24 protein-coding genes are annotated in these 21,922 nt (G+C 69.1%); 11 read left to right on the plus strand and 13 right to left on the minus strand.

What is annotated here, in order from left to right:
- Positions 1–4: 4 nt before the first annotated feature.
- The 6 genes from HDA40_RS31755 to nadA form a co-directional block, all read right to left on the minus strand.
- Positions 5–331 (minus strand): Clp protease N-terminal domain-containing protein, encoded by a 327-nt coding sequence (locus tag HDA40_RS31755; RefSeq protein WP_253763877.1) that lies wholly within the window; start codon positions 329–331, stop codon positions 5–7.
- Positions 332–521: 190 nt separating this feature from the next.
- A complete protein-coding gene (locus HDA40_RS31760; protein WP_253761483.1) occupies positions 522–770 on the minus strand; it encodes a helix-turn-helix domain-containing protein in 249 nt (82 codons plus the stop codon).
- A 78-nt stretch (positions 771–848) separates the two neighbouring features.
- Complete coding sequence (locus HDA40_RS31765; protein ID WP_253761484.1) at positions 849–1,478, minus strand: DUF3043 domain-containing protein; 630 nt, start codon at positions 1,476–1,478, stop codon at positions 849–851.
- 43 nt (positions 1,479–1,521) lie between these two features.
- On the minus strand, positions 1,522–2,877 hold the full coding sequence (murA, locus tag HDA40_RS31770) for a UDP-N-acetylglucosamine 1-carboxyvinyltransferase (protein ID WP_275978344.1): 1,356 nt from the start codon (positions 2,875–2,877) through the stop codon (positions 1,522–1,524).
- Positions 2,878–3,278: 401 nt separating this feature from the next.
- The gene (locus HDA40_RS31775) at positions 3,279–3,557 is read right to left on the minus strand and encodes a hypothetical protein (RefSeq protein ID WP_253761485.1); all 279 of its coding nucleotides are present in this window, start codon (positions 3,555–3,557) and stop codon (positions 3,279–3,281) included.
- Between the two features lie 163 nt (positions 3,558–3,720).
- The gene (nadA, locus tag HDA40_RS31780; protein ID WP_253761486.1) at positions 3,721–4,890 is read right to left on the minus strand and encodes a quinolinate synthase NadA; all 1,170 of its coding nucleotides are present in this window, start codon (positions 4,888–4,890) and stop codon (positions 3,721–3,723) included.
- A gap of 64 nt (positions 4,891–4,954) precedes the next feature.
- On the opposite strand from nadA, the gene HDA40_RS31785 reads away from it, so the two are divergent.
- Positions 4,955–6,058, plus strand: a complete 1,104-nt coding sequence (locus tag HDA40_RS31785; RefSeq protein ID WP_253761487.1) for a glycerate kinase family protein — start codon at positions 4,955–4,957, stop codon at positions 6,056–6,058.
- A 66-nt stretch (positions 6,059–6,124) separates the two neighbouring features.
- Positions 6,125–6,658 (plus strand): hypothetical protein, encoded by a 534-nt coding sequence (locus HDA40_RS31790; RefSeq protein ID WP_253761488.1) that lies wholly within the window; start codon positions 6,125–6,127, stop codon positions 6,656–6,658.
- On the opposite strand, the gene HDA40_RS31795 is transcribed toward HDA40_RS31790, so the two are convergent.
- Positions 6,649–8,163 carry an MFS transporter gene (locus HDA40_RS31795; protein WP_253761489.1) on the minus strand — a complete coding sequence of 505 codons (1,515 nt, stop codon included), beginning with the start codon at positions 8,161–8,163 and terminating at the stop codon, positions 6,649–6,651. The genes HDA40_RS31790 and HDA40_RS31795 overlap by 10 nt on opposite strands.
- Positions 8,164–8,250: 87 nt before the next feature.
- Here HDA40_RS31795 and HDA40_RS31800 point away from each other — a divergent pair, with 87 nt between their 5' ends.
- The 3 genes from HDA40_RS31800 (at position 8,251) to HDA40_RS31810 (ending at position 10,250) form a co-directional block, all read left to right on the plus strand.
- Positions 8,251–8,709, plus strand: a complete 459-nt coding sequence (locus HDA40_RS31800) for a MarR family winged helix-turn-helix transcriptional regulator (protein ID WP_253761490.1) — start codon at positions 8,251–8,253, stop codon at positions 8,707–8,709.
- Positions 8,710–8,752: 43 nt separating this feature from the next.
- Positions 8,753–9,115 carry an iron-sulfur cluster insertion protein ErpA gene (gene erpA, locus HDA40_RS31805; protein ID WP_253761491.1) on the plus strand — a complete coding sequence of 121 codons (363 nt, stop codon included), beginning with the start codon at positions 8,753–8,755 and terminating at the stop codon, positions 9,113–9,115.
- 157 nt (positions 9,116–9,272) lie between these two features.
- Positions 9,273–10,250, plus strand: a complete 978-nt coding sequence (locus HDA40_RS31810; RefSeq protein ID WP_253761492.1) for a carbohydrate kinase family protein — start codon at positions 9,273–9,275, stop codon at positions 10,248–10,250.
- Positions 10,251–10,326: 76 nt separating this feature from the next.
- On the opposite strand, the gene HDA40_RS31815 is transcribed toward HDA40_RS31810, so the two are convergent.
- From HDA40_RS31815 to HDA40_RS31825, 3 genes are all read right to left on the minus strand, one after another.
- Entirely contained in the window at positions 10,327–11,778 is a 1,452-nt protein-coding gene (locus tag HDA40_RS31815; RefSeq protein ID WP_253761493.1) for a glycoside hydrolase family 10 protein, read from the minus strand.
- Between the two features lie 91 nt (positions 11,779–11,869).
- Positions 11,870–12,088 carry a sulfurtransferase TusA family protein gene (locus HDA40_RS31820; protein WP_253761494.1) on the minus strand — a complete coding sequence of 73 codons (219 nt, stop codon included), beginning with the start codon at positions 12,086–12,088 and terminating at the stop codon, positions 11,870–11,872.
- Positions 12,085–13,257, minus strand: a complete 1,173-nt coding sequence (locus HDA40_RS31825; protein WP_253761495.1) for a cysteine desulfurase family protein — start codon at positions 13,255–13,257, stop codon at positions 12,085–12,087. Before HDA40_RS31825 ends, HDA40_RS31820 begins: the two co-directional genes overlap by 4 nt.
- A gap of 135 nt (positions 13,258–13,392) precedes the next feature.
- On the opposite strand from HDA40_RS31825, the gene ctaC reads away from it, so the two are divergent.
- Both ctaC and HDA40_RS31835 read left to right on the plus strand, forming a co-directional pair.
- Entirely contained in the window at positions 13,393–14,295 is a 903-nt protein-coding gene (gene ctaC, locus HDA40_RS31830; protein ID WP_372503034.1) for an aa3-type cytochrome oxidase subunit II, read from the plus strand.
- A 12-nt stretch (positions 14,296–14,307) separates the two neighbouring features.
- The gene (locus HDA40_RS31835) at positions 14,308–14,733 is read left to right on the plus strand and encodes a cytochrome c oxidase subunit 4 (RefSeq protein ID WP_253761496.1); all 426 of its coding nucleotides are present in this window, start codon (positions 14,308–14,310) and stop codon (positions 14,731–14,733) included.
- A 168-nt stretch (positions 14,734–14,901) separates the two neighbouring features.
- Here HDA40_RS31835 and trpD read toward each other — a convergent pair whose 3' ends face one another.
- Genes trpD through HDA40_RS31850 form a run of 3 tightly spaced genes read right to left on the minus strand, consistent with a single transcriptional unit; the run spans position 14,902 to position 17,507 of the window.
- Positions 14,902–15,972 (minus strand): anthranilate phosphoribosyltransferase, encoded by a 1,071-nt coding sequence (gene trpD, locus HDA40_RS31840; RefSeq protein WP_253761497.1) that lies wholly within the window; start codon positions 15,970–15,972, stop codon positions 14,902–14,904.
- Positions 15,973–16,031: 59 nt separating this feature from the next.
- Positions 16,032–16,442 carry a response regulator gene (locus HDA40_RS31845; RefSeq protein WP_253761498.1) on the minus strand — a complete coding sequence of 137 codons (411 nt, stop codon included), beginning with the start codon at positions 16,440–16,442 and terminating at the stop codon, positions 16,032–16,034.
- Between the two features lie 48 nt (positions 16,443–16,490).
- Positions 16,491–17,507 (minus strand): cytochrome c oxidase assembly protein, encoded by a 1,017-nt coding sequence (locus HDA40_RS31850; RefSeq protein ID WP_253761499.1) that lies wholly within the window; start codon positions 17,505–17,507, stop codon positions 16,491–16,493.
- 131 nt (positions 17,508–17,638) lie between these two features.
- Here HDA40_RS31850 and ctaE point away from each other — a divergent pair, with 131 nt between their 5' ends.
- The 4 genes from ctaE to qcrB are packed head-to-tail and all read left to right on the plus strand — an operon-like array spanning position 17,639 to position 21,880.
- On the plus strand, positions 17,639–18,256 hold the full coding sequence (ctaE, locus tag HDA40_RS31855; RefSeq protein ID WP_253761500.1) for an aa3-type cytochrome oxidase subunit III: 618 nt from the start codon (positions 17,639–17,641) through the stop codon (positions 18,254–18,256).
- Between the two features lie 38 nt (positions 18,257–18,294).
- Positions 18,295–19,143 (plus strand): cytochrome bc1 complex diheme cytochrome c subunit, encoded by an 849-nt coding sequence (qcrC, locus tag HDA40_RS31860; protein WP_253761501.1) that lies wholly within the window; start codon positions 18,295–18,297, stop codon positions 19,141–19,143.
- Positions 19,140–20,282 carry a cytochrome bc1 complex Rieske iron-sulfur subunit gene (gene qcrA, locus HDA40_RS31865; RefSeq protein WP_253761502.1) on the plus strand — a complete coding sequence of 381 codons (1,143 nt, stop codon included), beginning with the start codon at positions 19,140–19,142 and terminating at the stop codon, positions 20,280–20,282. Before qcrC ends, qcrA begins: the two co-directional genes overlap by 4 nt.
- Positions 20,279–21,880, plus strand: coding sequence for a cytochrome bc1 complex cytochrome b subunit (qcrB, locus tag HDA40_RS31870; RefSeq protein ID WP_253761503.1), 1,602 nt, complete (start codon positions 20,279–20,281; stop codon positions 21,878–21,880). Before qcrA ends, qcrB begins: the two co-directional genes overlap by 4 nt.
- Positions 21,881–21,922: the final 42 nt, after the last annotated feature.

Genomic DNA, 21,922 nt, shown 5'->3' on the forward strand with positions numbered 1-21,922 from the left:
CAGCCTAGAGCGCGGCGTCGACCTCGTCGCGCAGGGCCTCCGGGTCGATGCGTGCCCACCGTAGGACGTCCACCGCCGGTCCACCCTCGCGGATCAGCGCGAGCAGCAGGTGCCCGTCGCCGATGTGATCGTCCTTCCGCCGGATCGCCTCTCGCAGGCTCAGTTCCAGCACCTTCTTGCCCGCCGGCCCGAAGCCCACCCGTCCGCGTACCGGTCCCGGCTCGTCCAGCACGCCCGGCCCGAAGGTCGCCTCCAGCTTGTCGCGCACGGCCGCGAGGTCGATTCCGATGGCCTCGAGCGCCTGCGCGTCCAGGCCATTCCGTCGAATCATCTCGTACGCCGAAAGCCGGGTGAGCCCATGCCGGGCGAGGATGCGCCGCGCGACGCCGTCGGGGGAGTCGAGGAGGCCGAGCAGGAGATGCTCCGGCCCGACCCCGGTCCGCCCCGAGCTGGCGAGCGGCCTCCTGGGCGTGCACGACGGCCTGCCGGGCGTCGGTGTGGAACCTCTGGAACGGCATCGCCTACTTCTCCTTTCCGAACAGTCCGCGGCCGGCGCCGAACTTCTTGTGCACCGCCTGCCGGGTGACCCCGAGCTGGACGGCGATCTCCTGCCAGGTCCAGCCGAGGTTGCGGGCGTGCCGCACCTGGACGGCTTCGAGTCGCTCGGCCAGCTCACGCAGGGCGCGTACGGCGCGGAGGCCGACGGCCGGATCGGTGCTGCTCGCCGCGGCGGTCAGCCGTTCGGTGGCGGCGCGATCGGTCTCGCTCATGCTGTCAACTCTAGTTGACACGACGGGCGAAAACAAAGCCCGCACTCGGGCGGGCTTCGTTTCGTGTCAGACCGCTGTTCAGATGGCTTCGCCGAACTTCTTCCGGGCCTGCGGCATCCGCAGCCGCCGGAAGGTGATCGCGCGCATGAACGCGTAGAAGTAAAGGGACCGCATCGAGACGCTCGGCTTCGGGAACCGCTCGCGGACGAGGCGGCTCACCTTGCGGCAGATCAGTACGGTGTCGACCAGCGTCGCGAAGGCGATCGCGAACCAGATGAGCTGGGCGTACATGACGAAGGTCGGGTTGCCGGTGCCGGTGCCGAGCAGCACCACGAAGGCGCTGCCGAAGAACCACGTGCCGATCGTCCGACGGGTGTCGACGATGTCGCGGACCAGCTTGCGCTCCGGGCCCTTGTCCCGGGGCATCAGGTAGCGCTCCTCGCCCGCCTTCATGCCGGCCATCGCCTCGGCCCGCTCGCCGCGCTGCTTGTCCTTCATGCGCCGGTACGCCTCGCGCTTGTTGGCGGGCGGCGGTTCCGCCTTGCGGCGGCCGTCGGTGCGCTTCGGGGTGGCCTTGCCCTTGCTCGGCGTGTACGCCTTCGAGCTCGCCTCCTCCGAAGTCTCCTCAGCGGTCTCGGGAGCAGCGGTCACCGAGGTGACCGAGTCCTCGACGAGGTCGGCGGATTTGCGGCGGAAGAGCGTAGACACGCGACAAGAGTAGCTGACCGAAACCGTACTTACCCGCCGCCCGTCATGCCGCCTGGGTCACGGGCCGCTCGGTCCGCGCGCCGAGGCCGGCGAGCTTCGCCTCGAAGTCCTCGTAGCCGCGGTTGATCAGGTCGACGCCGTGGACCCGGGAGGTGCCCTCGGCGGCGAGCGCGGCGATCAGGTGGCTGAACCCGGCCCGCAGGTCGGGGATGACGAGGTCGTGGGCGTGCAGCTTGGCCGGGCCCGCGATGACCGCCGAGTGACGGAAGCCACGGCGGCCGAAGCGGCAGTCCGCGCCGCCGAGGCACTCGGCGTACACCTGGATCGTGGCGCCCATCTGGTTGAGCGCGTGGGTGTAGCCGAACCGGTTCTCGTAGACCGTCTCGTGCACCACCGACAGGCCGTTGGCCTGGGTGAGCGCCACCACCAGGGGCTGCTGCCAGTCGGTCATGAACCCGGGGTGGACGTCGGTCTCGATGACCACCGGTCGCAGGTCGCCGCCCGGGTGCCAGAACCGGATGCCGCCGCCCACCGGGTCGTCGTCGACCTCGTAGCTGCCGCCGATGGACCGGAAGACGTTGAGGTAGGTCATCATGTCGGCCTGCCGGGCGCCACGGACGAAGATGTCGCCCTTGGTCGCCAGCGCGGCCGAGGCCCAGCTGGCCGCCTCGATGCGGTCCGGGATCGGCCGGTGGGTGAACCCGGTCAGCCGGGACACGCCCTCGATCTCGATCACGCGGTTGGTGTGCACCTTGATGATCGCGCCCATCTTCTGCAGCACACAGATGAGGTCGACGATCTCGGGCTCGACGGCGGCGTTGGCCAGCTCGGTCACGCCTTCGGCGAGGACGGCGGTGAGCAGGATCTGCTCGGTCGCACCGACCGACGGGTAGTCGAGGGTGAACTTGATCCCGTGCAGCCCGTTCGGGGCGGACAGGTGCAGCCCTTCGGGCGTCTTGTCGACGATCGCGCCGAACTGCCGCAGCGCTTCGAGGTGGAAGTCGATCGGGCGCGGGCCGATGTGGCAGCCGCCCAGGTCGGGGATGAAGGCGTGGCCGAGCCGGTGCAGCAGCGGGCCGCACAGCAGGATCGGGATGCGGCTCGACCCGGCGTGCACGTTGATCTCGTCGATGCCGGCCCGCTCGACGTTCGAGGGGTCGAAGATCAGCTCGCCGTCGAGCTCGCCGTCGGTGACGCGTACGCCGTGCAGCTCCAGCAGGCCCCGGACGATCTCGACGTCGCGGATGCGGGGGACGTCGAACATGCGGCTGGGGGTATGCCCGAGGACCGCGGCCACCATCGCCTTGGAAACGAGGTTCTTCGCGCCCCGGACCCGGACTTCGCCGGTCAGGGGAGTGCCACCGGTCACGACGAGTACGTCAGACAACACGACCTCCATGGGCGCGAAGAGTTGGGCGGGCGTACGAACCGCCGAAGCATACTCCCGGAATCGGTCTGCGTCAGAGGAGTCACGCTGATTCGGGAATAGCCGGAATCGCTGGTCACGCACCGGAACTACATTGTTGCGCGCCGTGTCCTTTTCGGGCTTCTCCCGGGTCCTTTTGGTCCAGAGTGGACCTTGGTACTCCTCGATGTGGTGACGCCTCGGAGTCGGGCGATTACCGCAGTTCAGATGGCACCTGCAAAACATTGACGAGTGGCTTTCCGAGACCAACGATGTCCCCTGCGTGCGCAGTCGGAATCGCGCGATCCGCCTGATTTCTATTGAGGACAGGCGGCGAGCGCGACGTCTCCCCAAGGCAGGAGAAGACCGTGCGACGCAGACGAAGCCGCGCCCGATCATCCCGGCGCCTGATCATCGTCGGAGTGACCGTCGCCCTGCTCCTCGGCATCGTGCAGGTCGGGTACTCGATCGCCGACGCCCGCAAGCACAACCGGCCCAGCAGCATCGAGTCGTTCCTGTGCCGCTTCGAGGTGCACGCGCTCGACGGCGCGGGCGACAACAAGTCCCACCCGCGGCTCGAATGGCTGCGGGAGGGCGAGGTCGACGGCGACCTGAAAAACAACAGCGCGAAAATGCTGCTGCCCGACGGGTACCTGCCGCGCCGCGACGCTCATGGCGACTCGGCGACCGCTCCGCCGATGACCCTCGACGGGCGCCGACCCCGCCGACCCCCGTTGATCATGGAGTTCCGGTCCCGACACACCGGTCGATCACGACCGTTAGTTCATGATCGACGGGGAGGGGCGGGGGGTGGGCGGCGGGGGGAGGGTGGTGGGTTTAGGGGAGGGCGAGCATTTGGTCTAGGGCGACCCGGGCGTTGTGGGCCGTCTCAGGGTCGACCGTGATCTGGTTCGGCACCCGGCCGGCGACCAGTTCCTCCAGCGCCCAGACCAGGTGCGGAAGGTCGATCCGGTTCATCGTCGAGCAGTAGCAGACCGCCTTGTCCAGGAACATGATCTGCTTGTCCGGGTGGGCCAGCGCGAGCCGGCGGACCAGGTTCAGCTCGGTGCCGACGGCCCAGGCCGAGCCGGCCGGCGCCGCCTCGATGGCCTTGATGATGTATTCGGTCGAGCCCACGTAGTCGGCGTTCGTCACGACCTCGTGGCGGCACTCCGGGTGCACCAGGACGTTGACCCCCGGTACGCGTTCGCGCACGTCCTGCACGGAGTCGAGGGTGAACCGGCCGTGCACCGAGCAGTGCCCGCGCCAGAGGATCATCTTCGCGTCGCGCAGCTGCTGCTCGGTGAGCCCGCCGTTCGGCTTGTGCGGGTCGTAGAGGACGCAGTCGTCGAGGCTGTAACCCATCTCCAGCACGGCGGTGTTGCGCCCGAGGTGCTGGTCGGGCAGGAACAGCACCTTCTCACCCTGCTCAAAAGCCCAGTCGAGGGCACGCTTGGCGTTGGAAGAGGTGCAGACGACGCCGCCGTTGCGGCCGACGAAGCCCTTGATGTCGGCCGACGAGTTCATGTAGGTGACCGGCACGACCGACTCGGCGATGCCCAGGTCCTGCAGCAGATCCCAGCACTTCTCGACCTGGCTCAGCACGGCCATGTCGGCCATCGAGCAGCCGGCGGCCAGGTCGGGCAGGACGACCTGCTGCGCGTCCGTAGTGAGAATGTCGGCGGACTCCGCCATGAAGTGCACGCCGCAGAAGACGATGAACTCCGCGTCCGGCCGGGCGGCGGCCTCGCGGGCGAGTTTGAACGAGTCGCCGGTCACGTCGGCGAACTGGATCACCTCGTCGCGCTGGTAGTGGTGGCCGAGGACGAAGACCCGGTCGCCCAGCGCGGCCTTGGCGGCCTTGGCCCGCGAGACCAGATCGGGGTCGCTCGCGGGCGGCAGCTCGCCGGGGCATTCCACACCACGCTCGGAGGCAGGATCGCTGCCCCGGCCGAGCAGAAGCAGCGCGGTGGCGGTGTTGCTTGGTTCAACCCATGTGGTCGTCACAAGCCAATCGTCCCATGCAGCGTGTGGTGTGACAGAGGTCCGCGCGATGTGATAGGCACCGCACATGCGTCTGCTGATCTGCCCCGACAAGTTCGCCGGGACCCTGAGCGCGCCCGACGCCGCCGAAGCGGTGGCCGAGGGCTGGCGGTCGGTACGCCCGGACGACGATCTCGTGCTGCGTCCGCTGGCCGACGGCGGCCCTGGTTTCGTGGACGTCCTCGCGGCGGCACACCCTGAGGGAAAGCGCTTTCCGGTGTCGACGACCGATCCGCTCGGCCGACCGGTCACCGGCGAGATCCTGATCGTCGGAGACACGGCGTACGTGGAGAGCGCGCACGCGTGCGGGCTGCACCATCTGAGCCCGGCCGAACGGGATCCGCGGCGCGCCGGCTCGGCGGGGCTGCTGCCGTTGCTCACGGCAGCCGCTGAGGTGGACGGCGTACGCCGGACCGTGATCGGGCTCGGCGGCAGCGCCACCAACGACGCCGGCGTACGCGTCCTCGCCGGGTTCGGGCGGCCGGAGGCGCTGGCGGCGTACGCCGGGAACGGGGACGGCACGGAACCAGGCACGGCAACGGGCACGGCATCAGGCAGGACGCTGGAGACGGCGACGCTGGCCGGAATCGAACTGATCGGGGCCACCGACGTCGACAATCCGCTCACCGGCCCGCGCGGGGCCAGCCGGGTCTTCGGCCCGCAGAAGGGCGCCGATCCGGCGGCGGTCGAGGAATTGGAGGCCGCCCTGACGCGGGTCGCGAGCGTGCTCGCCGAGGGGATCGCCGAGACGCCCGGCGCCGGGGCGGCCGGGGGACTGGGCGCGGCCATCCTCGCCCTGGGCGGACGGCTCACCTCCGGCATCCAGCTCGTCCGCGACGCCATCGGCCTCGACGCCGAGCTGCGCCAAGCCGATCTGGTGATCACCGGCGAGGGCTCCTTCGACGAGCAGTCCTTGCACGGGAAGGTCATCGACGGCGTCGCCGGTGCGGGCGCTGCTCTCGGCGTACCAGTCGTCGTCATCGCGGGACGAGTCACCGCGAAGCCGGCGGCCTGGCACGCGGCCGGTGTGACAGATGCCCTGTCGCTGTCCGAGGAGTTCGGCCTGGAGCGGGCGTTGGGCGACGCGCGCGGCTGTGTGCGGGAGATGGCGGCGCGGGTGGCGGTCGGATAGCCGTCGGCAACCGACGCGCGGTGAGTGGCGTCTTCCCCATCGAAAGACTTCGAACGGGGGTTCGCCATGAAGTTGTTTCGCCGTGTTCTGTCGTTGCTCGTGATCGCTTTGCCGGTGGCCGCTTGCACCCCAGCGGCCGGGCCCGCCTCGACCTCGTCGTCCGCCGCCGTGGCGGTGACGCTGGGCCCGGCCGGATACGGGGAGCTGAAGCTGGGCATGACGCCGGACCAGGCCAAGGCCACGGGGCTGATCAGCGAACCGGCCGGGTCGGCCGGGACCACCTGCGGGCGGTACGCCTACCTGAAGGGCGCCGCCTCGAACGGAACCGAGGGGCGGCTGTATTTCTCGAAGAAACTCGGGCTCGCCGCGATCTACGGATACGCCGGCCTCGGCACTCCGGAGGGCGTCGCCGTCGGCATGTCCTACGGGAAGCTGCACGAGGCCTACCCGGGCTGGAAGCCCGTCGGCGGCGGCGAACGCGACGGCCGGGGCCAGATCGCGGTGCCGGGCAACCCGGCCGCCGTCTACCGGATCGAGGTGTACGGCGGCCGGGTCGTCCAGCTGGCGGTGCAGGTCAAGAACCAGGACTGTTACGAGTAGACCTCTTCCAGCTCCCGCTCGGCGGGGACCGAATCGACGGAGGGTTCCGGCTTCGCCGCGCCTTGGCGTACGCCGAGCAGCGCGACGAGCAGCCCGGCGAGGGTGACGGCGGTGATCACGGCGATGGCGGGGCCGAACGCCGACGGCACCCGGCCGGGCTGGATCACCTCGTTGCCGACGATCGCCGTGGTGATCGCGAGGACCATCGCGCCGCCGACCTGGAACGAGGTCTGCACCAGGCCGGAGGCCAGCCCCTGCTCCTCGTCGGCCACGCCGTTGGTGGCCTGCACGTTCATCGACGAGAAGGCGAGGGCGAAGCCGACGCCCAGCAGCAGCACCGTCGGGAGCATCCGCCAGTAGGAGGACGCCGTGTCGACGCCGAGGAACAAGGCGTACGCGAGCACGAACGCGCCCATGCCGCCCGCGATCAGCCGCCCGGTCCCATAGCGGGTGATCAGCCGGCCCATCAGGGAGCCCGACGAGGCGACCATGAGCCCGGCCGGGAGCAGGGCCAGCGCCATCTGCAACGGCGACCAGCCGAGGACGGCCTGCAGGAACAGTCCGAGCACGAACTGGAAGCTGATGTACGCCCCGGCGACGGTGATCGCCGCGACGTTGGCCCGGACGAGGGTGCGGTTGCGGAAGATGCCCAGCCGCACCAGCGGGTGCTTGATCCGTCGCTCGACGGCGATGAACGTGGCGAACAGCAGGGCCGCCACCGCGAACGAGCCGAGCGTACGCACCGAGCCCCAGCCCGCGGCCGGTGCGTTGACCACGGTGAACACCGTTAAGAGGAGGGCGGCCGTCGAGGTCACGGCACCGAGGATGTCGTGTCCACCGGCGGCGCGCTCGCTGTTCTTGGGGATGAGCTTGATCCCGGCCGCCAGCGCGATGAGCGCGAGGGGAGCGGGCAGGAGGAAGGTCGCCCGCCAGTTGATCTCGGTGAGCAGGCCGCCCAGGATCAGGCCAGAGGAGAAGCCGCTCGCGCCGAAGACCGTGTAGATGCCGAGGGCTCGGTTGCGTACCGGGCCTTCGGGGAACGTGGTGGTCAGGATGGACAGTCCGGCCGGTGCGGTGAACGCGGCGGCCAGCCCCTTGATGAACCGGGTGGCGATGAGCAGCCCGCCGTCGTCGACGAGCGCGCCGAGCAGGGACGCCGCCGCGAAGACCGCGAGCGCCACGAGCAACGCCCGCCGTCGCCCGAGCAGATCCGCCGTACGCCCGCCGAGCAGCAGCAGGCCGCCGTAACCGAGGACGTAGCCGCTGACGATCCACTGCAACGACGCGGTGGACAGGCCAAGGTCGGCCTGAATGGCGGGGAGTGCGACGCCGACCATCGAGACGTCGAGGCCGTCGAGGAAGAGGACGGTGCAGAGGACCAGCAGCGTGCCCCAGAGCTGCGGGGTCCAGCGGGTATCCGGAACGGGACCAGGCACACCTGCGTGCCGGCCGCGCTTGTTGTTGCGTTCTGCGGAGGTGCTGGCCGATGACTCGGTGACGATCATGCGGGGTAACGTACATGCATCCGCATTGAATGCGCAAACATAAAATGCTCTCGCATGTTGTGCAGGCGCATGCTAGGCTTCGGCCTTGTGAGCCTCGAGATCGTGGAACGGGAGGCGCCACCGCATGTCCGGCAGTGGCGCGACCTGGCACGCCTGTTCACATCGACCTCGTGCCAGCTCGACAAGGCCCTGCACGACAAGCACGGACTCGGGATGAGCGAGTTCGAGATCCTCGACCGGCTGGCGGAGGCGCGCGAGTGCCCCGGAGCGGCCCGGATGCAGGAGCTTGCCGACGAGGTTCACCTCAGCCAGAGCGCGCTGTCCCGCGCGGTCGACCGGCTGGAGCGGGAAGGTCTGGTGCTGCGCCAGTCGTGCGCCACCGACCGCCGGGGCGTCTTCGTGCACATCACCGACACCGGCCGGGAGCGCTGGCAGCAGGCCTGCCCGACGCAGCGGGCGGTGCTGGCGGAGACGCTTGAGGATTTCGGCCGTGATTTACCACCCCACGGCCGGGTCGCCGACCAGGAATCGTCGCCGGCGAGCTAGCGTTGGCTTTGAGACGACGATCGCAACAGATCAGGGAGCACTCGTGACCAGTCCTACCACCCAGTCGCAGGAGACCGCCGCGACCGGCATCCTCCTCACCGACGTCGCCGCCGGCAAGGTCAAGGCGCTGCTCGAGCAGGAGGGTCGCGACGACCTGCGGTTGCGCGTCGCCGTGCAGCCCGGTGGCTGCTCCGGCCTGCGCTACCAGCTCTTCTTCGACGAGCGTCAGCTCGACGGCGACGTGATCGCCGACTTCGACGGCGTCGAGGTCGTCGTCGACCGGATGAGCGCTCCGTACCTCTCGGGCGCCACGATCGACTTCGCCGACCGGATCGACGCCCAGGGCTTCACCATCGACAACCCCAACGCGCAGGGCTCGTGCGCGTGCGGTGACTCGTTCCACTGATTCACCTTCACCTCATGCGGTGACGGAGGGCCGCCACGTCGTCTTGGCGACGTGGCGGCCCTCTTCGCTGTCGGTTCCCGGTAGGCTGGCCCGGCGCTGGGCATGCCATGCGGTGTTCCCCGCCCGTTAACGTTCGCCGACCTATCGAGGGCAGCCAATGAAGATCGCCGTCACCGGCTCGATCGCCACCGATCACCTGATGCACTTTCCGGGCCGCTTCGCCGACCAGCTCATCGCCGACCAGCTCGACAAGGTCTCGCTGTCGTTCCTGGTCGACGACCTGGTCGTCCGGCGGGGCGGGGTGGCGGCCAACATCGCCTTCGGCATGGGGCAGCTCGGCCTGAGCCCCACGCTGGTCGGCGCGGTCGGCGCGGACTTCGCCGACTACCGCTCGTGGCTGGAGCGGCACGGCGTCGACTGCGGCTCGGTCCACATCAGCGAGGTGGCGCACACCGCGCGGTTCGTCTGCACCACCGACGAGGACCTGTGCCAGGTCGCCTCGTTCTACGCGGGCGCCATGAGCGAGGCCCGCAACATCGAGCTGGCCCCGGTCGCCGACCGGCTCGGCGGCATCGACCTCGTAGTGGTCGGCGCGAACGACCCCGCCGCGATGGTGCGCCACTCCCAGGAGTGCCGTGAGCGCGGCTACCGGTTCGCCGCCGACCCGTCCCAGCAGCTGGCCCGCATGCCGGGCGAGGACGTCCTGCACCTGATCGACGGCGCGGAGTTCCTGCTGACCAACGAGTACGAGAAGTCGCTGCTGGAGCAGAAGAGCGGGCTCACCGACGCGCAGATCCTCGACCGGGTGAAGATCCGGGTGACCACGCTCGGCAAGAACGGTGTGGAGATCACCGGCCGCGACATCACGCGCATCCACGTTCCCGTCGCCCGGGAGATCCACGCGTACGACCCGACGGGTGTCGGCGACGGCTTCCGGGCCGGCTTCTTCGCCGCCCTCTCCTGGGGTCTCGCTCTCGAGCGCGCGGCCCAGGTCGGTGCGCTGCTCGCCACGCTCGTGCTGGAGACCGTCGGCACCCAGGAGTACGAGGTGCGCTCGGACATGTTCGCCAAGCGCCTCGCCGAGTCCTACGGGGACGAGGCGGCCAACGAGGTCCGGCCCTTCCTCCCCGCCTAGTTCTTCATGTGCAGATCAGGGATGTGCCGCCTTCCGGGAGCCGCGGAAGCAGGCACATCCCTGATCTGCATCCAGGCTATGAGCAGGTGACGTTGTTCAGGGTGAACGCGGTCGGGCTGGTGTAGCTGCCCGTCCAGCGGCCGTTGAAGCCGATGCTGGTCGACCCGTTGGCCCCGATCGTCGAGTTGTAGGACAGGTTCGTCGCCGTCACGGCCTGGCCGCTCACGGCGTACGTGGCGTTCCAGCCGGACTGGGTCAGCGTCTGCCCGGACGGCAGGCTGAACCGCAGCGCCCAGCCGTTGATCGCGGTGGACGACGTGTTCGTGATGGTGATGCTCGCGGTGAAGCCGCCGACGCCGCTGCCCTCCGTCCACGGGTTGGCCGTGTAGACCACCTTGCAGCCGTTCTGCGGAGCCGGGGTGGACGGCGCGGGACTGGACGGCGACGGCGAGGTGGTGCTCACGATGCCGCCGAGCGCCTGATAGATCGCGGTGTACGCCGGTTTCTTGGCGAGGTTCTCGTCCCACGGCAGGGCCGCGCCCTGGCCGGAGAAGACCGACGGGACCCAGGAGTACTTGTCGGTGTAGTCCCAGATGGTGACGCCGACGCAGCGGGTGACGGCCACGCACGCGTTCACGACGTTGGTGTAGTAAGTGGACTGGGTGGCGTCCTTGGTCGCGTCCCGCGGCAGGATCATCCGGACGTCCAGCTCGGTGATCGCGACGTCCAGCCCGAGGTCGGCGAAGCGCTGGAGGTTCGCCTGCATGTTCGTCGGGAAGCCGTACTGGATCGCCAGGTGACCCTGGAAGCCGATGCCGTCGAGCGGCACTCCCTGCGCCTTGAGCGAGACGGCCAGGTTGTACATCGCGTCGGCCTTCGCGCCGGCGCCGTCGGTGTTGTAGTCGTTGATATACAGCTTCGCCGTCGGGTCGGCCGCCCGGGCCGCGCGTAGCGCGGTCGCGATGTATCCGCTGCCCATGGCGTTGTAGAAGACGCTCGTCCGGAAGGTGCCGTCCTCGTTGAACGGCTCGTTGACGACGTCCCAGGCGTACACCTGACCCGCGTAGTGAGTGGCGACCTGCGTGATGTGGTTCTCCATCGCCGCCTGCACCTCGGTGGCGGCCAGGCTGGAGACCCAGCTCGGCAGCTGGCTGTGCCAGACGAGGGTGTGCGCGCGGACGATCTGGTTGTGGCTCTTGGCGAAGCTCACGACCGCGTCGCCCTTGGTGAAGGCGAAGGTGTTCCTGGTCGGCTCGGTGGTGTCCCACTTCATCGAGTTGCCCGGGGTGATCTGGCCGAACTCGCTGCCGAGAATGGCGGTGTAGGCGGTGTCGGTCAGCTCCGGGTTGTCGGTGGCGGAGCCGAAATACTTGCCCTTGGCCGCCGCGAGCTGGTGCAGCGTCGGGTCGGCGGCACGGGCCGTGGACAGGCCGGCGATCAGGGACACCGCGGCCAGCGCGGTGGTCACTCCCATGATCAACAGCAGGCGGGTACGCGTGGAGAACGCACTCTGCGGGGATGAGGACATGTCAGAACCTCCGGGGCGGCCTCACTGGGCGGTGAGGCGGGCGTGTCTATGGAAGCGCTCCCAGAGATCGGTGTCAACCAATAGTCTTCGGCTAGCTGCTTCGCCGCACGTCGTAGACATATTCGGCTGGCGACCCAACGAACTCCTGACTTCGGAGCCGGCACCACGCCGGGATGTCGAGCGCCGCGGCCGGATCGTCGGCCAGCACCCGGATCACGTCGCCGACGGCGACCTGCGGCAGCCGGCGGGCCAGCGCGATCACCGGCAGGGGACAGCGCTGGCCGAGGCAGTCCAGCTCGTGCGTACTCATAGGCCGGTCACCCCCGCCTCCTCGCGCAGCCGGGCGATGATCTCCGGCAGCTCGGCCAGAAAGTGGCGTACCTGCTCCTCGGTCACGTCCCGATGCAAGGAGACGCGGACGTTGCCGTGGGACAGGGCGCCCATCGCGACCAGGACGTGGCTCGGCTCCAGCGTCGAGGAGGTGCACGAGGAGCCCGAGGAGACGGCGTAGCCCCGGCGGTCCAGCTCGCGCAGCAACGACTCGCCGTCGACATAGAGACAGGAGAAGGTGACCAGGTGCGGCGCCCGGTCGACGGGATCGCCGACCACTTCGACGTCCGGAATCGTCGCCGCGACCCGATCGCGGATGTGATCCACCAGCTTGCTCAGCCGCGCCGACTCCGCGGCCGCCTCGCTCCACGCGGCTCGCAGCGCGGCGGCGGCCGCCACGATCGCCGGAAGGTCGGGCGCACCCGGCCCGTGTCCGGCCGCCCGCTCCGGCTGCGACCAGTGCGCGCTCAGCGGCGGGTCGAACCGCGTACCGGTGCGGACGGCGAGCACACCGACCCCGGGTGGTCCGCCCCACTTGCGGGCACTCGCGGTCAGCATCGACCACCCGGTCGGCAGCGGCATCCGGCCCGCGATCACCGCCGCGTCGACCAGCAGCGGTACGCCGTGAGCAGCGCAAACTTCGGCAGCTCGATCGACCGGTTGCAGCGTGCCGACCTCATGACTGGCGGCGATGAGTGCGGCCAACGCCACACCATCGGCGCCGACCGCTGCCTGCCAGGCTTGCTCGTCGAGCCGGCCCATCCCGTCCACGGGGACGGAGACAGCCGTGCCACCAGCGGAAACGTGGTCCTCCCCGGCGTGCAGAACAGCCGAGTGCTCGATCGCCGAATGCACGAAGACCCGCCCCGACCGCCGCCGCCCGGCCAGTCCACCCAGGACGGCGAGGTGCGCTGCGGCCGTCCCGCCGGCGGTGAAGGTCAGCTCCGCTGGGCGTACCCCTAGAACTTCAGCGGTCGCGCCGCGCGCCGCGTCGAGCAGCCCGCGGGCCCGGCGGGCCTGCGTGTAGAGCCGTGACGGGTCCGCCCAGCCGTCCGCGAGCGACGCGATCATCGCCTCACGCGCGGCCGGATGCAGGGGAGACGCCGTCGCGGCATCGAAGTACGCGCCCTGCCTTGCCTGCTCAGACATGGCTCCAACCTACTGCCCCAGCCAGACACGCCGACCCCCAGACCGAAACGGGACGCATGGTCGAGTAGTGTGCGACGCGTCGACAGACGCTCCGCCGGTCAACGCCCGGAGCGGCGGCAAGGGAGGCAGATCTAGGTGGCAAAGGGTCGGTCACGGGCGCTCGGTCTGAGCGCACTCGCCGTGGGAACTCTGGCATTCCTGACCGGATGCGACGCCTATGACGTCGGCAAGCCGTTCGGCGGGTTCGGCTGGCCTGAGGGCGGCAAGACTCCGCAGGCCAACCAGATGTACGAGATGTGGATCTGGTCGGTGGTCGCGGCGCTGGCCGTCGGCTTCTTCGTGTGGGGCCTCATCTTCTGGTGCATCATCGTCTACCGGAAGCGCAAGGGCGACACCGAACTGCCCACGCAGACGCGGTTCAACCTGCCGATCGAGGTGCTCTACTCGGTCCTTCCGTTCCTCGTGATCGCGGTGCTCTTCTACTACACCGCGGTGATCCAGACGAACGTGAACAAGCTTTCGGCCAACCCCGACGTGACCGTCGAGGTCGTCGCGTTCAAGTGGAACTGGCAGTTCAACTACCGGACGGCGCCGGATACCCAGACCAACGCGACCACGGTCGCCACGACGACCGGGGCCAGCGACTACATCCCGGTGCTGGTCGTGCCGACGGGCCAGACGATCCGGATCGAGGAGACGAGCAAGGACGTCATCCACTCGTTCTGGGTGCCGGAGATGCTCTTCAAGCGCGACGTGTTCCCGGGCAACGTGCGGAACGTCTTCGAGGTGACCATCGACGAGGAAGGCTCCTACGTCGGGCGGTGCGCGGAACTCTGCGGCACCTACCACTCGATGATGAACTTCGAGGTCCGCGCGGTCTCGCCGGAGAACTACCAGAAGTTCCTCGCCGCGAAGAAGGCCGGCCAGACCACGCCGCAGGCGCTGACCGCGATCGGTTCCGCTCCGTACGCCACGACGACCACGCCGTTCGACCTCAAGAAGGACGCGCAGCAGGTCCCCGTGAACCTGGGCAACTAAGGAGTACGCACGATGAAGTCTGAATGGCGGATCTTCGGGGGCGTAGCGCTCTTCCTGGCCCTCTGCGCACCGGTGTACGGGTGGTGGACCAACCACTCGCTGGGTCACGTCGACTGGGTCGGCACCACCGCCCTGATCATGTCGACGCTGCTCTGCGCGATGTGCGGCGGATACTTCTGGTTCGTCTCGCGGCGCATCGACCTGCGCCCGGAGGACCGGGACGACGCCGAGATCGCCGAGGGCGCGGGGGAGATCGGCTTCTTCTCACCCGGCAGCTACTGGCCGTTCGGCATCGCGGCGTTCGCCACGACCGCCGGAGTCGGCATGGTCTTCTGGATGGTGTGGCTCATCGCCCTCGGCATGCTCGGCGTCATCTTCGCCGCCTGCGCGATGCTGTTCGAGTACTACACCGGCACTCGGCGTACCGCGGAGCACTGACGCACTGATCTGAAAGCGCCGCCCGGCAAGCCGGGCGGCGCTTTCGCATTATGCGGCGCTTCTCGTGCGCTGCCGTGGGGTGCTTCATGACCGGCTTCATGATCAGGGGAAGTTTCGCGTTGCTATAGCACCGTGGAATTGACCCTGATCATGTAACCGCCGAGCGGATCAGCGGGTGTTGGCCACCGCGACCCAGGTGTTCAGGACCTTCGCCGCCGCACCGGAGTCGATGGCCGCGGCGGCCCGCTCGATGCCCGCCCGCAACGCCACCCGCAGGTCGGTGTCGGGGTCGGCGAACGGGGGAGCGTCCACTCCGGCCACGGCCACCAGCGCCGCCGCCGAGTTGACCAGGACGGCGTCGCGTACGGGGCCGGTCTCACCGGCCAGGAGGCGCCGGGCCACGGCCGCGTTGAACGGGGCGTCGCCGCCGCGCAGGTCGCCGGGAGCGCTGCGGGCCAGGCCGAGGTCCACCGCGTCCACCGTCGTCGTGTGGATCGCGCCACCGCGTACGACGTGGACGGTGGTCGGGGCCGCCGTGGTGAACTCGTCGAGGCCGTCCTCGCCGTGCACCACCAGCACGGAATCACCGCGATCGCGGAAGACGCCCGCGACGGTCAGCGCCAGGCGGCTGTCCGCCACGCCGACCGCCCCGGCGCGCGGGCGGGCCGGGTTGGTCAGCGGGCCGAGCAGGTTGAACGCGGTCGGTACGCCCAGCTCCCGCCGGGTCGGACCGGCGTGCCGCAGACCCGGGTGGAACCGGCCGGCGAAGCAGAAGCCGATGCCCGCCTCCTCGACGCACCGCAGCACGTCGGCCGGGCCGAGGTCCAGCGGGATGCCGAAGTGCTCCAGCAGGTCCGCCCCACCGCACAGAGAGGACGCCGCCCGGTTGCCGTGCTTGACGACGGGCACCCCGGCACCGGCCACGACGAGCGCCGACATGGTGGAGATGTTGACCGTGTGCGCGCCGTCGCCGCCGGTGCCGACGATGTCGACCGCCTCGGCGCGCTGCGCCGCCGACAACGGGACGGCGGGCGCGATGCTCAGCATCGTCGCGGCGAGCCCGGCCAGCTCAGCCGGCGTCTCCCGCTTGGCCCGCAGCAGCAGCGCGAAGCCCGCGATCTGAGCCGAGGTGGCCGACCCGGCCATGATCTCCTCCATGGCCCAGGCCGCGTCGTCGGTGGAGATCTCTTGGGCGCGAGTCAACGCGGACAACAGACTGGGCCAGGTGCGTTCGCCCATGGCGGGTCCTCCAGACGAGGCAGGGGCCGACCCGGCTGCGCCGGCGGGTCGTGACGGGATCAGGCCGACGCCGAAGCCTTCTGACGAAGCAGGTCGGCGACGGTACGCCCGGTGGTCACCGGGTCGAGCGGGTGGGTCAAGGTCGCGGTCACCTTGGCGTACGCGGCAAGCCAGCGGTCGGCGGCGCGGGCGATGACGAGCACCGTCGGCGGGGTATCGGCGACCTCGTCGTGCAGCTGCCGGGCGATGCCCATGCCGCCGCCGGGAGACGCCTCCCCGTCCAGCACCAGCAGGTCGATCTCGTAGTCGTCGATCAGCTTGACGCACTCGGCGTACGTGGACGCGTCGACGAACTCGATGCTCAAGTCGGCGGCGGGGCGTACGCCGATGGCCTGGCGCATGCTCTCGCGGACCGCCGGATCGTCGCTGTAGAGCAGGACGGTGTGCCGTTGGGTCGGTGCTTCGGTCATGTCGAGGGCTCCCGCGCTGTGAGGTACGCGCGCAGCCGTGCTGCGCCGCTAGCTGGTTGCTGCCCGCTGATCGTACTCGGGGGCCTGATGTGGTGTGAGACTGGTCATGTCGGCCGGCTGAGCGGCCGGTGGCCCGCTCGGTTGCCCGGTGGCCTGCGCGGCCGCATGGCGGGCGGCCTCGGCCTCTTCCCGGTCCAGTTGGCGGTCGACCCGGGCGGCTTCCCGTTCCGAGGCCCGGATCCACTGCACCACCAGGACTGCGAGCATCGTCACGCTGACCAGCTCACCGCCGGCCCAGAGGATGCCGCCCGCGGTCACCTGGTCCGAAGCGGGGTTTGCCCAGGTCAGGCCCAGGGACGGGTAGTAGTCGCCGCCGAGGAGGTTCTTCTGCTGCATGATGGTCAGCCCGAGGACGGTGTGAAACGGCACACTCAGCACCATCAGCAGTGCCCGCCCCGGATACGGCCAGCGCCCCGGCAGCGGGTCCAGGCCCAGGAGCGGCCAGAAGAACAGGCACCCGGTGGCGATGAAGTGGGCGTGCATGAACTCGTGCAGCCACGGATGCTCCAGCGTCTGCCGGTAGAGGTCGCTGAAGTACAAGACGAACGGGTTCGCCACGAAGATGGCGTACGCGACCAGGGGAAACGCCAGGACGCGCGCCACCTTGCTGTGCACCGCGCCCAGCAGCAGCGCACGCGGCTTCTTGGGCAACGTCCGCAGGGCGAGGGTGACCGGGGCGCCGAGCGCGAGGAAGATCGGCGCGACCATGCCGAGCACCATGTGCTGCACCATGTGCACGCTGACCAGGGTGGTGTCGTACGCCCCGATGCCGGTCAGGGTGACCAGCGCGATCGAGCCGAGACCGAACCCGACGAACATGATCGTGCGGTTCACCGGCCACTTGTCGCCGCGCGCCTTCAGCCGATGGACGCCGTAGAGGTAGCAGCCGCCCGTGAGGAGCAGCATCGCGGCGAGCCATCCGTCTACTCTGGTCTGGCTGAGGATCGTGGCCGCCGTGAACGGGGGGAGTTCGCCCGTGACGGCGTCGATCAGGCTGGGGAACACCCCTTGAGGCTAGTCCCGCCGCAGGTGAGCGGCACGTCGGGGCGGTCCGCGGCGAGTGAGCGGATCACGACACGCCGCCTTAACAGGCACCCCGACGCCGTTCGATGCTGGTCGAGGATAATAATGACCGCGTGACTGCGGCCCCAGCTATCGCCAAGAGCGGGATCCACTCGTTGACCAGACCCAACATGGTCAGCGTAGGGACCATCGTCTGGCTCTCGAGTGAACTGATGTTCTTCGCGGCGCTGTTCGCGATGTACTTCTCCATCCGCGCGGCGGACTTCAGCATGTGGGAACACCACTTCCCAGTGCTGAACCTGCCTTACGCGCTCACCTTCACGATCATCCTGGTGCTCTCCTCGGTCACCTGCCAGATGGGCGTCTTCGCCGCCGAGCGCGGCGACGTGTACGCCCTGCGTCGCTGGTTCACGCTGACCTTCGTGATGGGCCTGGTGTTCGTGCTCGGGCAGGCGAACGAGTATCGCAACCTGGTGGCGGAGGGCATCAAGATCAACGGCGACGGCTACGGCTCGATGTTCTACCTCACGACGGGGTTCCACGGGCTGCACGTCATCGGCGGTCTGCTCGCCTTCGTCATCTACATGATCCGCACCACCCTGGGCCGGTTCACTCCGGCGCAGGCGACCTCGGCCATCGTCGTGTCGTACTACTGGCACTTCGTCGACGTCGTGTGGATCGCCCTCTTCTTCATGATCTATCTGCTGGAGCGCCTGGGCGGCCTGTCATGACCCGGCGTGCCTCGGATGCAGACGACAAAGGTATGGCCATGACAACTGAAACCGGCAAGGGCGGCGGACTCACCGCCCGAATGCGGCGGTTGGCGGCGCCGCGTCGGCGAGGCAAGGCCGCGCGGCGTACGGGTGCCACCATCCGCATGCTCGCGGCGCTGGTCCTCGCGGGCGGTCTGTACGTCGCCGTCGCGCCGGCCACGCAGGCCGCCGACGCCGCGACGCTGTCGCGCTCGGCCGAGGACGGCAAGGCGCTGTTCGACCAGAACTGCATCACCTGCCACGGCCGCAACGCGCAGGGCGTGGACGGCAAGGGCCCGAGCCTGATCGGCGTCGGGTCGGCGTCGGTCGAGTTCCAGGTGACCAGCGGCCGGATGCCGGCGGCTCGCCAGGAGGCCCAGATCCCGCGCAAGCGGCCGTTCTGGTCGGGCGAGGAACTGCAGCAGAACGCCGACTCGCTCGGGCAGTACATCCAGGAGCTCGGCGGCGGACCGCAGCTGCCCGCGACCATCGACGCCAGCCAGGGCGACGTCGCCAACGGCGGCGCGCTGTTCCGGGTCAACTGCGCCTCCTGCCACGCCTTCTCGGCCGGCGGTGGCGCGCTGTCGTCCGGCAAGTACGCCCCCGGCTTGGAAGAGGCGACCGATCGCCAGATGTACGCGGCGATGCTGACCGGACCGCAGAACATGCCGGTCTTCGGTGACAACCAGCTCAGCCCGCAGGAGAAGCTGGACATCATCGCGTACGTGCAGGGCATGAAGAGCGACCAGGACCCGGGCGGCTGGGGCCTCGGCCGGTTCGGCCCGGTGACCGAGGGCCTCGCCATCTTCCTGGTGGGCATCGTCGCGCTGGTCTTCGCCACCCTCTGGATTGCGGGGAAGTCATGAGCAACCACGAGACCACGGAGGTCCCGGGCGGCGCGAAGGCCGTCGACCCGACGGACCCCAACCTCACCTACCGGGAGGTCCTCGACGAGGGCCTGCGGCGGGACGAGATCGAGATCGTGCACTACGAGCCGCAGTTCCCGGTGCCGGGGACCAAGGCCGAGAAGCGGGTGGAGCGCCTCGTCGCCTTCCTGCTCCTGCTGTGCGGCTTGGCCGCGATCGCCTTCGTCGTGATCTACGTGTCGCCGCTGGGCCAGCCGAAGGAGTACCACTTCGGCACGACCGCGCAGGACTGGTTCACCCCGCTGCTGGGCTTCACCCTGGGGCTGTCGCTGTTCGCCATCGGCATGGCGATCCTCGTCTACGGCAAGAAGCTCCTGCCGCACGAGATCGCGATCCAGCAGCGGCACAACGACCCGTCGTCCCCCGAGGACCGGGCGCTGGCCGCGGGCACACTAGGCTTCATCGGCAGCGAGTTCAACATCCAGCGCCGGCCGCTCATCAAGGGCGCGCTCGGCCTGGGCGGCCTCGGACTCGGCGCGGCCGCGGTGGCGGTGCCGGTCGGCATGCTGCTGAAGGACCCGCACAAGGGCCCGGACGACACCGACCCGTACATGACCACCGGCTGGAACGCCCAGGTCTTCAACGACGGCAAGCCGGTGCGCATGGTCCTCGAGGACAACACCTACGTACGCCCGGAGGACATCAGCACCGGTGGCCAGATCACGGTCTTCCCGGGGCTGCCGGGCGGGATCGGCGTCACCAACGAGTTCGCCGACTCCCCGGTGCTGCTCATCCACCTGCGTGACGAAGACGCGCAGACGCTGCGCGACAACCTCTACAAGTACCCGGTGAACGCTGAGGACGGCGGGTCGATGTGGAACAACTTCGTGGCGTACTCGAAGATCTGCACGCACGCCGGCTGCCCGGCCAGCCTCTATGAGCAGCAGACCAACCGGCTGCTCTGCCCGTGCCACCAGTCGCAGTTCCTGATCACCGACAACGCCCGGCCGATCTTCGGCCCGGCCGCTCGCCGGTTGCCGATGCTCGCCATCGGCGTCGACGATGAGGGATACCTATTCGCGCGGCGCGACTTCGACGTCTCCGTCGGGCCCGCGTACTGGGAGAGGCCATCCAAATGAAGCGACGCAAAGTAGACCTCAAGGCCCTGCCGGGCGCGACGGCCAACGCCGTCGACGAGCGGTTCAAGGTCGCCGGTCCGATCCGGGGGATCCTCAACAAGGTCTTCCCCGACCACTGGTCGTTCCTGCTGGGCGAGATCGCGTTGTTCTCGTTCATCGTCCTGTTGCTGACCGGCACCTTCATGGCGCTGTTCTTCGACCCGTCGATGACCGAGGTGACCTACGACGGCTCCTACGTGCCGCTGCGCGGCCAGGAGATGTCCCACGCGTACGCCTCGTCGCTGGACCTGTCCTTCGACGTCCGCGGTGGTCTGATCATCCGGCAGATGCACCACTGGGCGGCGCTGCTGTTCGTGGCGGCGATCATCGTCCACATGTTCCGGATCTTCTTCAGCGGCGCGTACCGCAAGCCGCGTGAGACGAACTGGATCATCGGCCTCCTGCTGTTCTGGCTCGCCTTCCTGGAGGGCTTCGCCGGTTACTCGCTGCCGGACGACGCGCTGTCGGGCACCGGTCTGCGGATCGCCACGGGCATCATGCTGTCCATCCCGGTCATCGGCACCTGGGTGACCAGCTCGCTGTTCGGCGGGGAGTTCCCCGGGCACGTGATCCTGGACCGCCTGTACATCGTGCACGTGTTCCTGATCCCGCTGGTGCTGCTGGCCCTGATCACGGTCCACGTCACGCTGGTCTTCATCCAGAAGCACACGCAGTGGCCCGGCCCGGGCCGGACGAACAGCAACGTCGTCGGCGAGCGGTTCTTCCCGCGCTACGTGATGAAGCAGGGCGGGTTCTTCATGCTCGTCTTCGCGGTCATCGCGGCGATGGGCGGCCTGTTCCAGATCAACCCGATCTGGCTCTTCGGCCCCTACCGCGCGGCCGTCGTCTCCGCCGGCAGCCAGCCCGACTGGTACGTCATGTTCCTCGACGGCTCGACCCGGTTGATGCCCGCCTGGGAACTGACCTTCTCCATCGGCAGCCACCAGTACATGATCCCCGGCATCTTCTGGCCCACCGTCGTGCTGCCCGGCATCCTGACCGTCCTGCCGATGCTGTGGCCGTTCCTGGAGGCCCGGAAGAACAAGGACAAGTCGATCCACAACCTGGTGCAGCGGCCGCGGGACGCACCGCAGCGTACGGCGCTGGGCATGATGGCGATCTCGTTCTATGTCGTGCTGCTGATCTCCGGCGGCAACGACATCATCGCGGACAAGTTCCACATCAGCCTGAACGCGATGACCTGGGCCGGCCGGATCGGTCTGCTGGTGATCCCGCCGCTGGCGTACTACATCACCCACCGCATCGCGCTCGGTCTCCAGCAGCACGACCGGGAGGTGCTGGCGCATGGTGTCGAGACGGGCATCATCAAGCGCCTGCCGAACGGCGCCTTCGTCGAGGTCCACCAGCCGCTCGCGCCGCTGGACGACCACGGTCACCCGGAGGAGCTGCCATACATCGGCTGGACCGTGCCGAAGAAGATGAACCGGCTCGGGGCGCTCGGCCCGGCGATCCGGGGCTTCTTCCGGCCGATCGAGGTGCCGGTCAAGCCGCAGCTGCCGCCGGCTCCGGAGAAGGACCGCGAGAAGACCAGCGTCTGACCGCAGTACGCGAAGAGGCCCCCGCCGAATCCGGCGGGGGCC

Origin of the sequence: Hamadaea flava, from assembly GCF_024172085.1 — a bacterium.
Classification (GTDB): Bacteria; Actinomycetota; Actinomycetes; order Mycobacteriales; family Micromonosporaceae; genus Hamadaea; species Hamadaea flava.

Excerpts from the sequence above, each read along its gene's own strand:
- HDA40_RS31785 (WP_253761487.1), top strand. The coding sequence starts at position 4,955 with ATGCGTCTGCTGATCTGCCCCGACAAGTTCGCCGGGACCCTGAGCGCG.
- trpD (WP_253761497.1), bottom strand. The coding sequence starts at position 15,972 with ATGGGCGAACGCACCTGGCCCAGTCTGTTGTCCGCGTTGACTCGCGCC.
- qcrC (WP_253761501.1), top strand. The coding sequence starts at position 18,295 with ATGACAACTGAAACCGGCAAGGGCGGCGGACTCACCGCCCGAATGCGG.
- HDA40_RS31825 (WP_253761495.1), bottom strand. The coding sequence starts at position 13,257 with ATGTCTGAGCAGGCAAGGCAGGGCGCGTACTTCGATGCCGCGACGGCG.
- HDA40_RS31790 (WP_253761488.1), top strand. The coding sequence starts at position 6,125 with ATGAAGTTGTTTCGCCGTGTTCTGTCGTTGCTCGTGATCGCTTTGCCG.
- HDA40_RS31845 (WP_253761498.1), bottom strand. The coding sequence starts at position 16,442 with ATGACCGAAGCACCGACCCAACGGCACACCGTCCTGCTCTACAGCGAC.
- HDA40_RS31810 (WP_253761492.1), top strand. The coding sequence starts at position 9,273 with ATGAAGATCGCCGTCACCGGCTCGATCGCCACCGATCACCTGATGCAC.
- qcrB (WP_253761503.1), top strand. The coding sequence starts at position 20,279 with ATGAAGCGACGCAAAGTAGACCTCAAGGCCCTGCCGGGCGCGACGGCC.
- HDA40_RS31755 (WP_253763877.1), bottom strand. The coding sequence starts at position 331 with ATGATTCGACGGAATGGCCTGGACGCGCAGGCGCTCGAGGCCATCGGA.
- HDA40_RS31760 (WP_253761483.1), bottom strand. The coding sequence starts at position 770 with ATGAGCGAGACCGATCGCGCCGCCACCGAACGGCTGACCGCCGCGGCG.
- HDA40_RS31835 (WP_253761496.1), top strand. The coding sequence starts at position 14,308 with ATGAAGTCTGAATGGCGGATCTTCGGGGGCGTAGCGCTCTTCCTGGCC.
- HDA40_RS31775 (WP_253761485.1), bottom strand. The coding sequence starts at position 3,557 with ATGAGCGTCGCGGCGCGGCAGGTACCCGTCGGGCAGCAGCATTTTCGC.
- HDA40_RS31815 (WP_253761493.1), bottom strand. The coding sequence starts at position 11,778 with ATGTCCTCATCCCCGCAGAGTGCGTTCTCCACGCGTACCCGCCTGCTG.
- HDA40_RS31820 (WP_253761494.1), bottom strand. The coding sequence starts at position 12,088 with ATGAGTACGCACGAGCTGGACTGCCTCGGCCAGCGCTGTCCCCTGCCG.
- qcrA (WP_253761502.1), top strand. The coding sequence starts at position 19,140 with ATGAGCAACCACGAGACCACGGAGGTCCCGGGCGGCGCGAAGGCCGTC.
- murA (WP_275978344.1), bottom strand. The coding sequence starts at position 2,877 with ATGGAGGTCGTGTTGTCTGACGTACTCGTCGTGACCGGTGGCACTCCC.
- HDA40_RS31795 (WP_253761489.1), bottom strand. The coding sequence starts at position 8,163 with ATGATCGTCACCGAGTCATCGGCCAGCACCTCCGCAGAACGCAACAAC.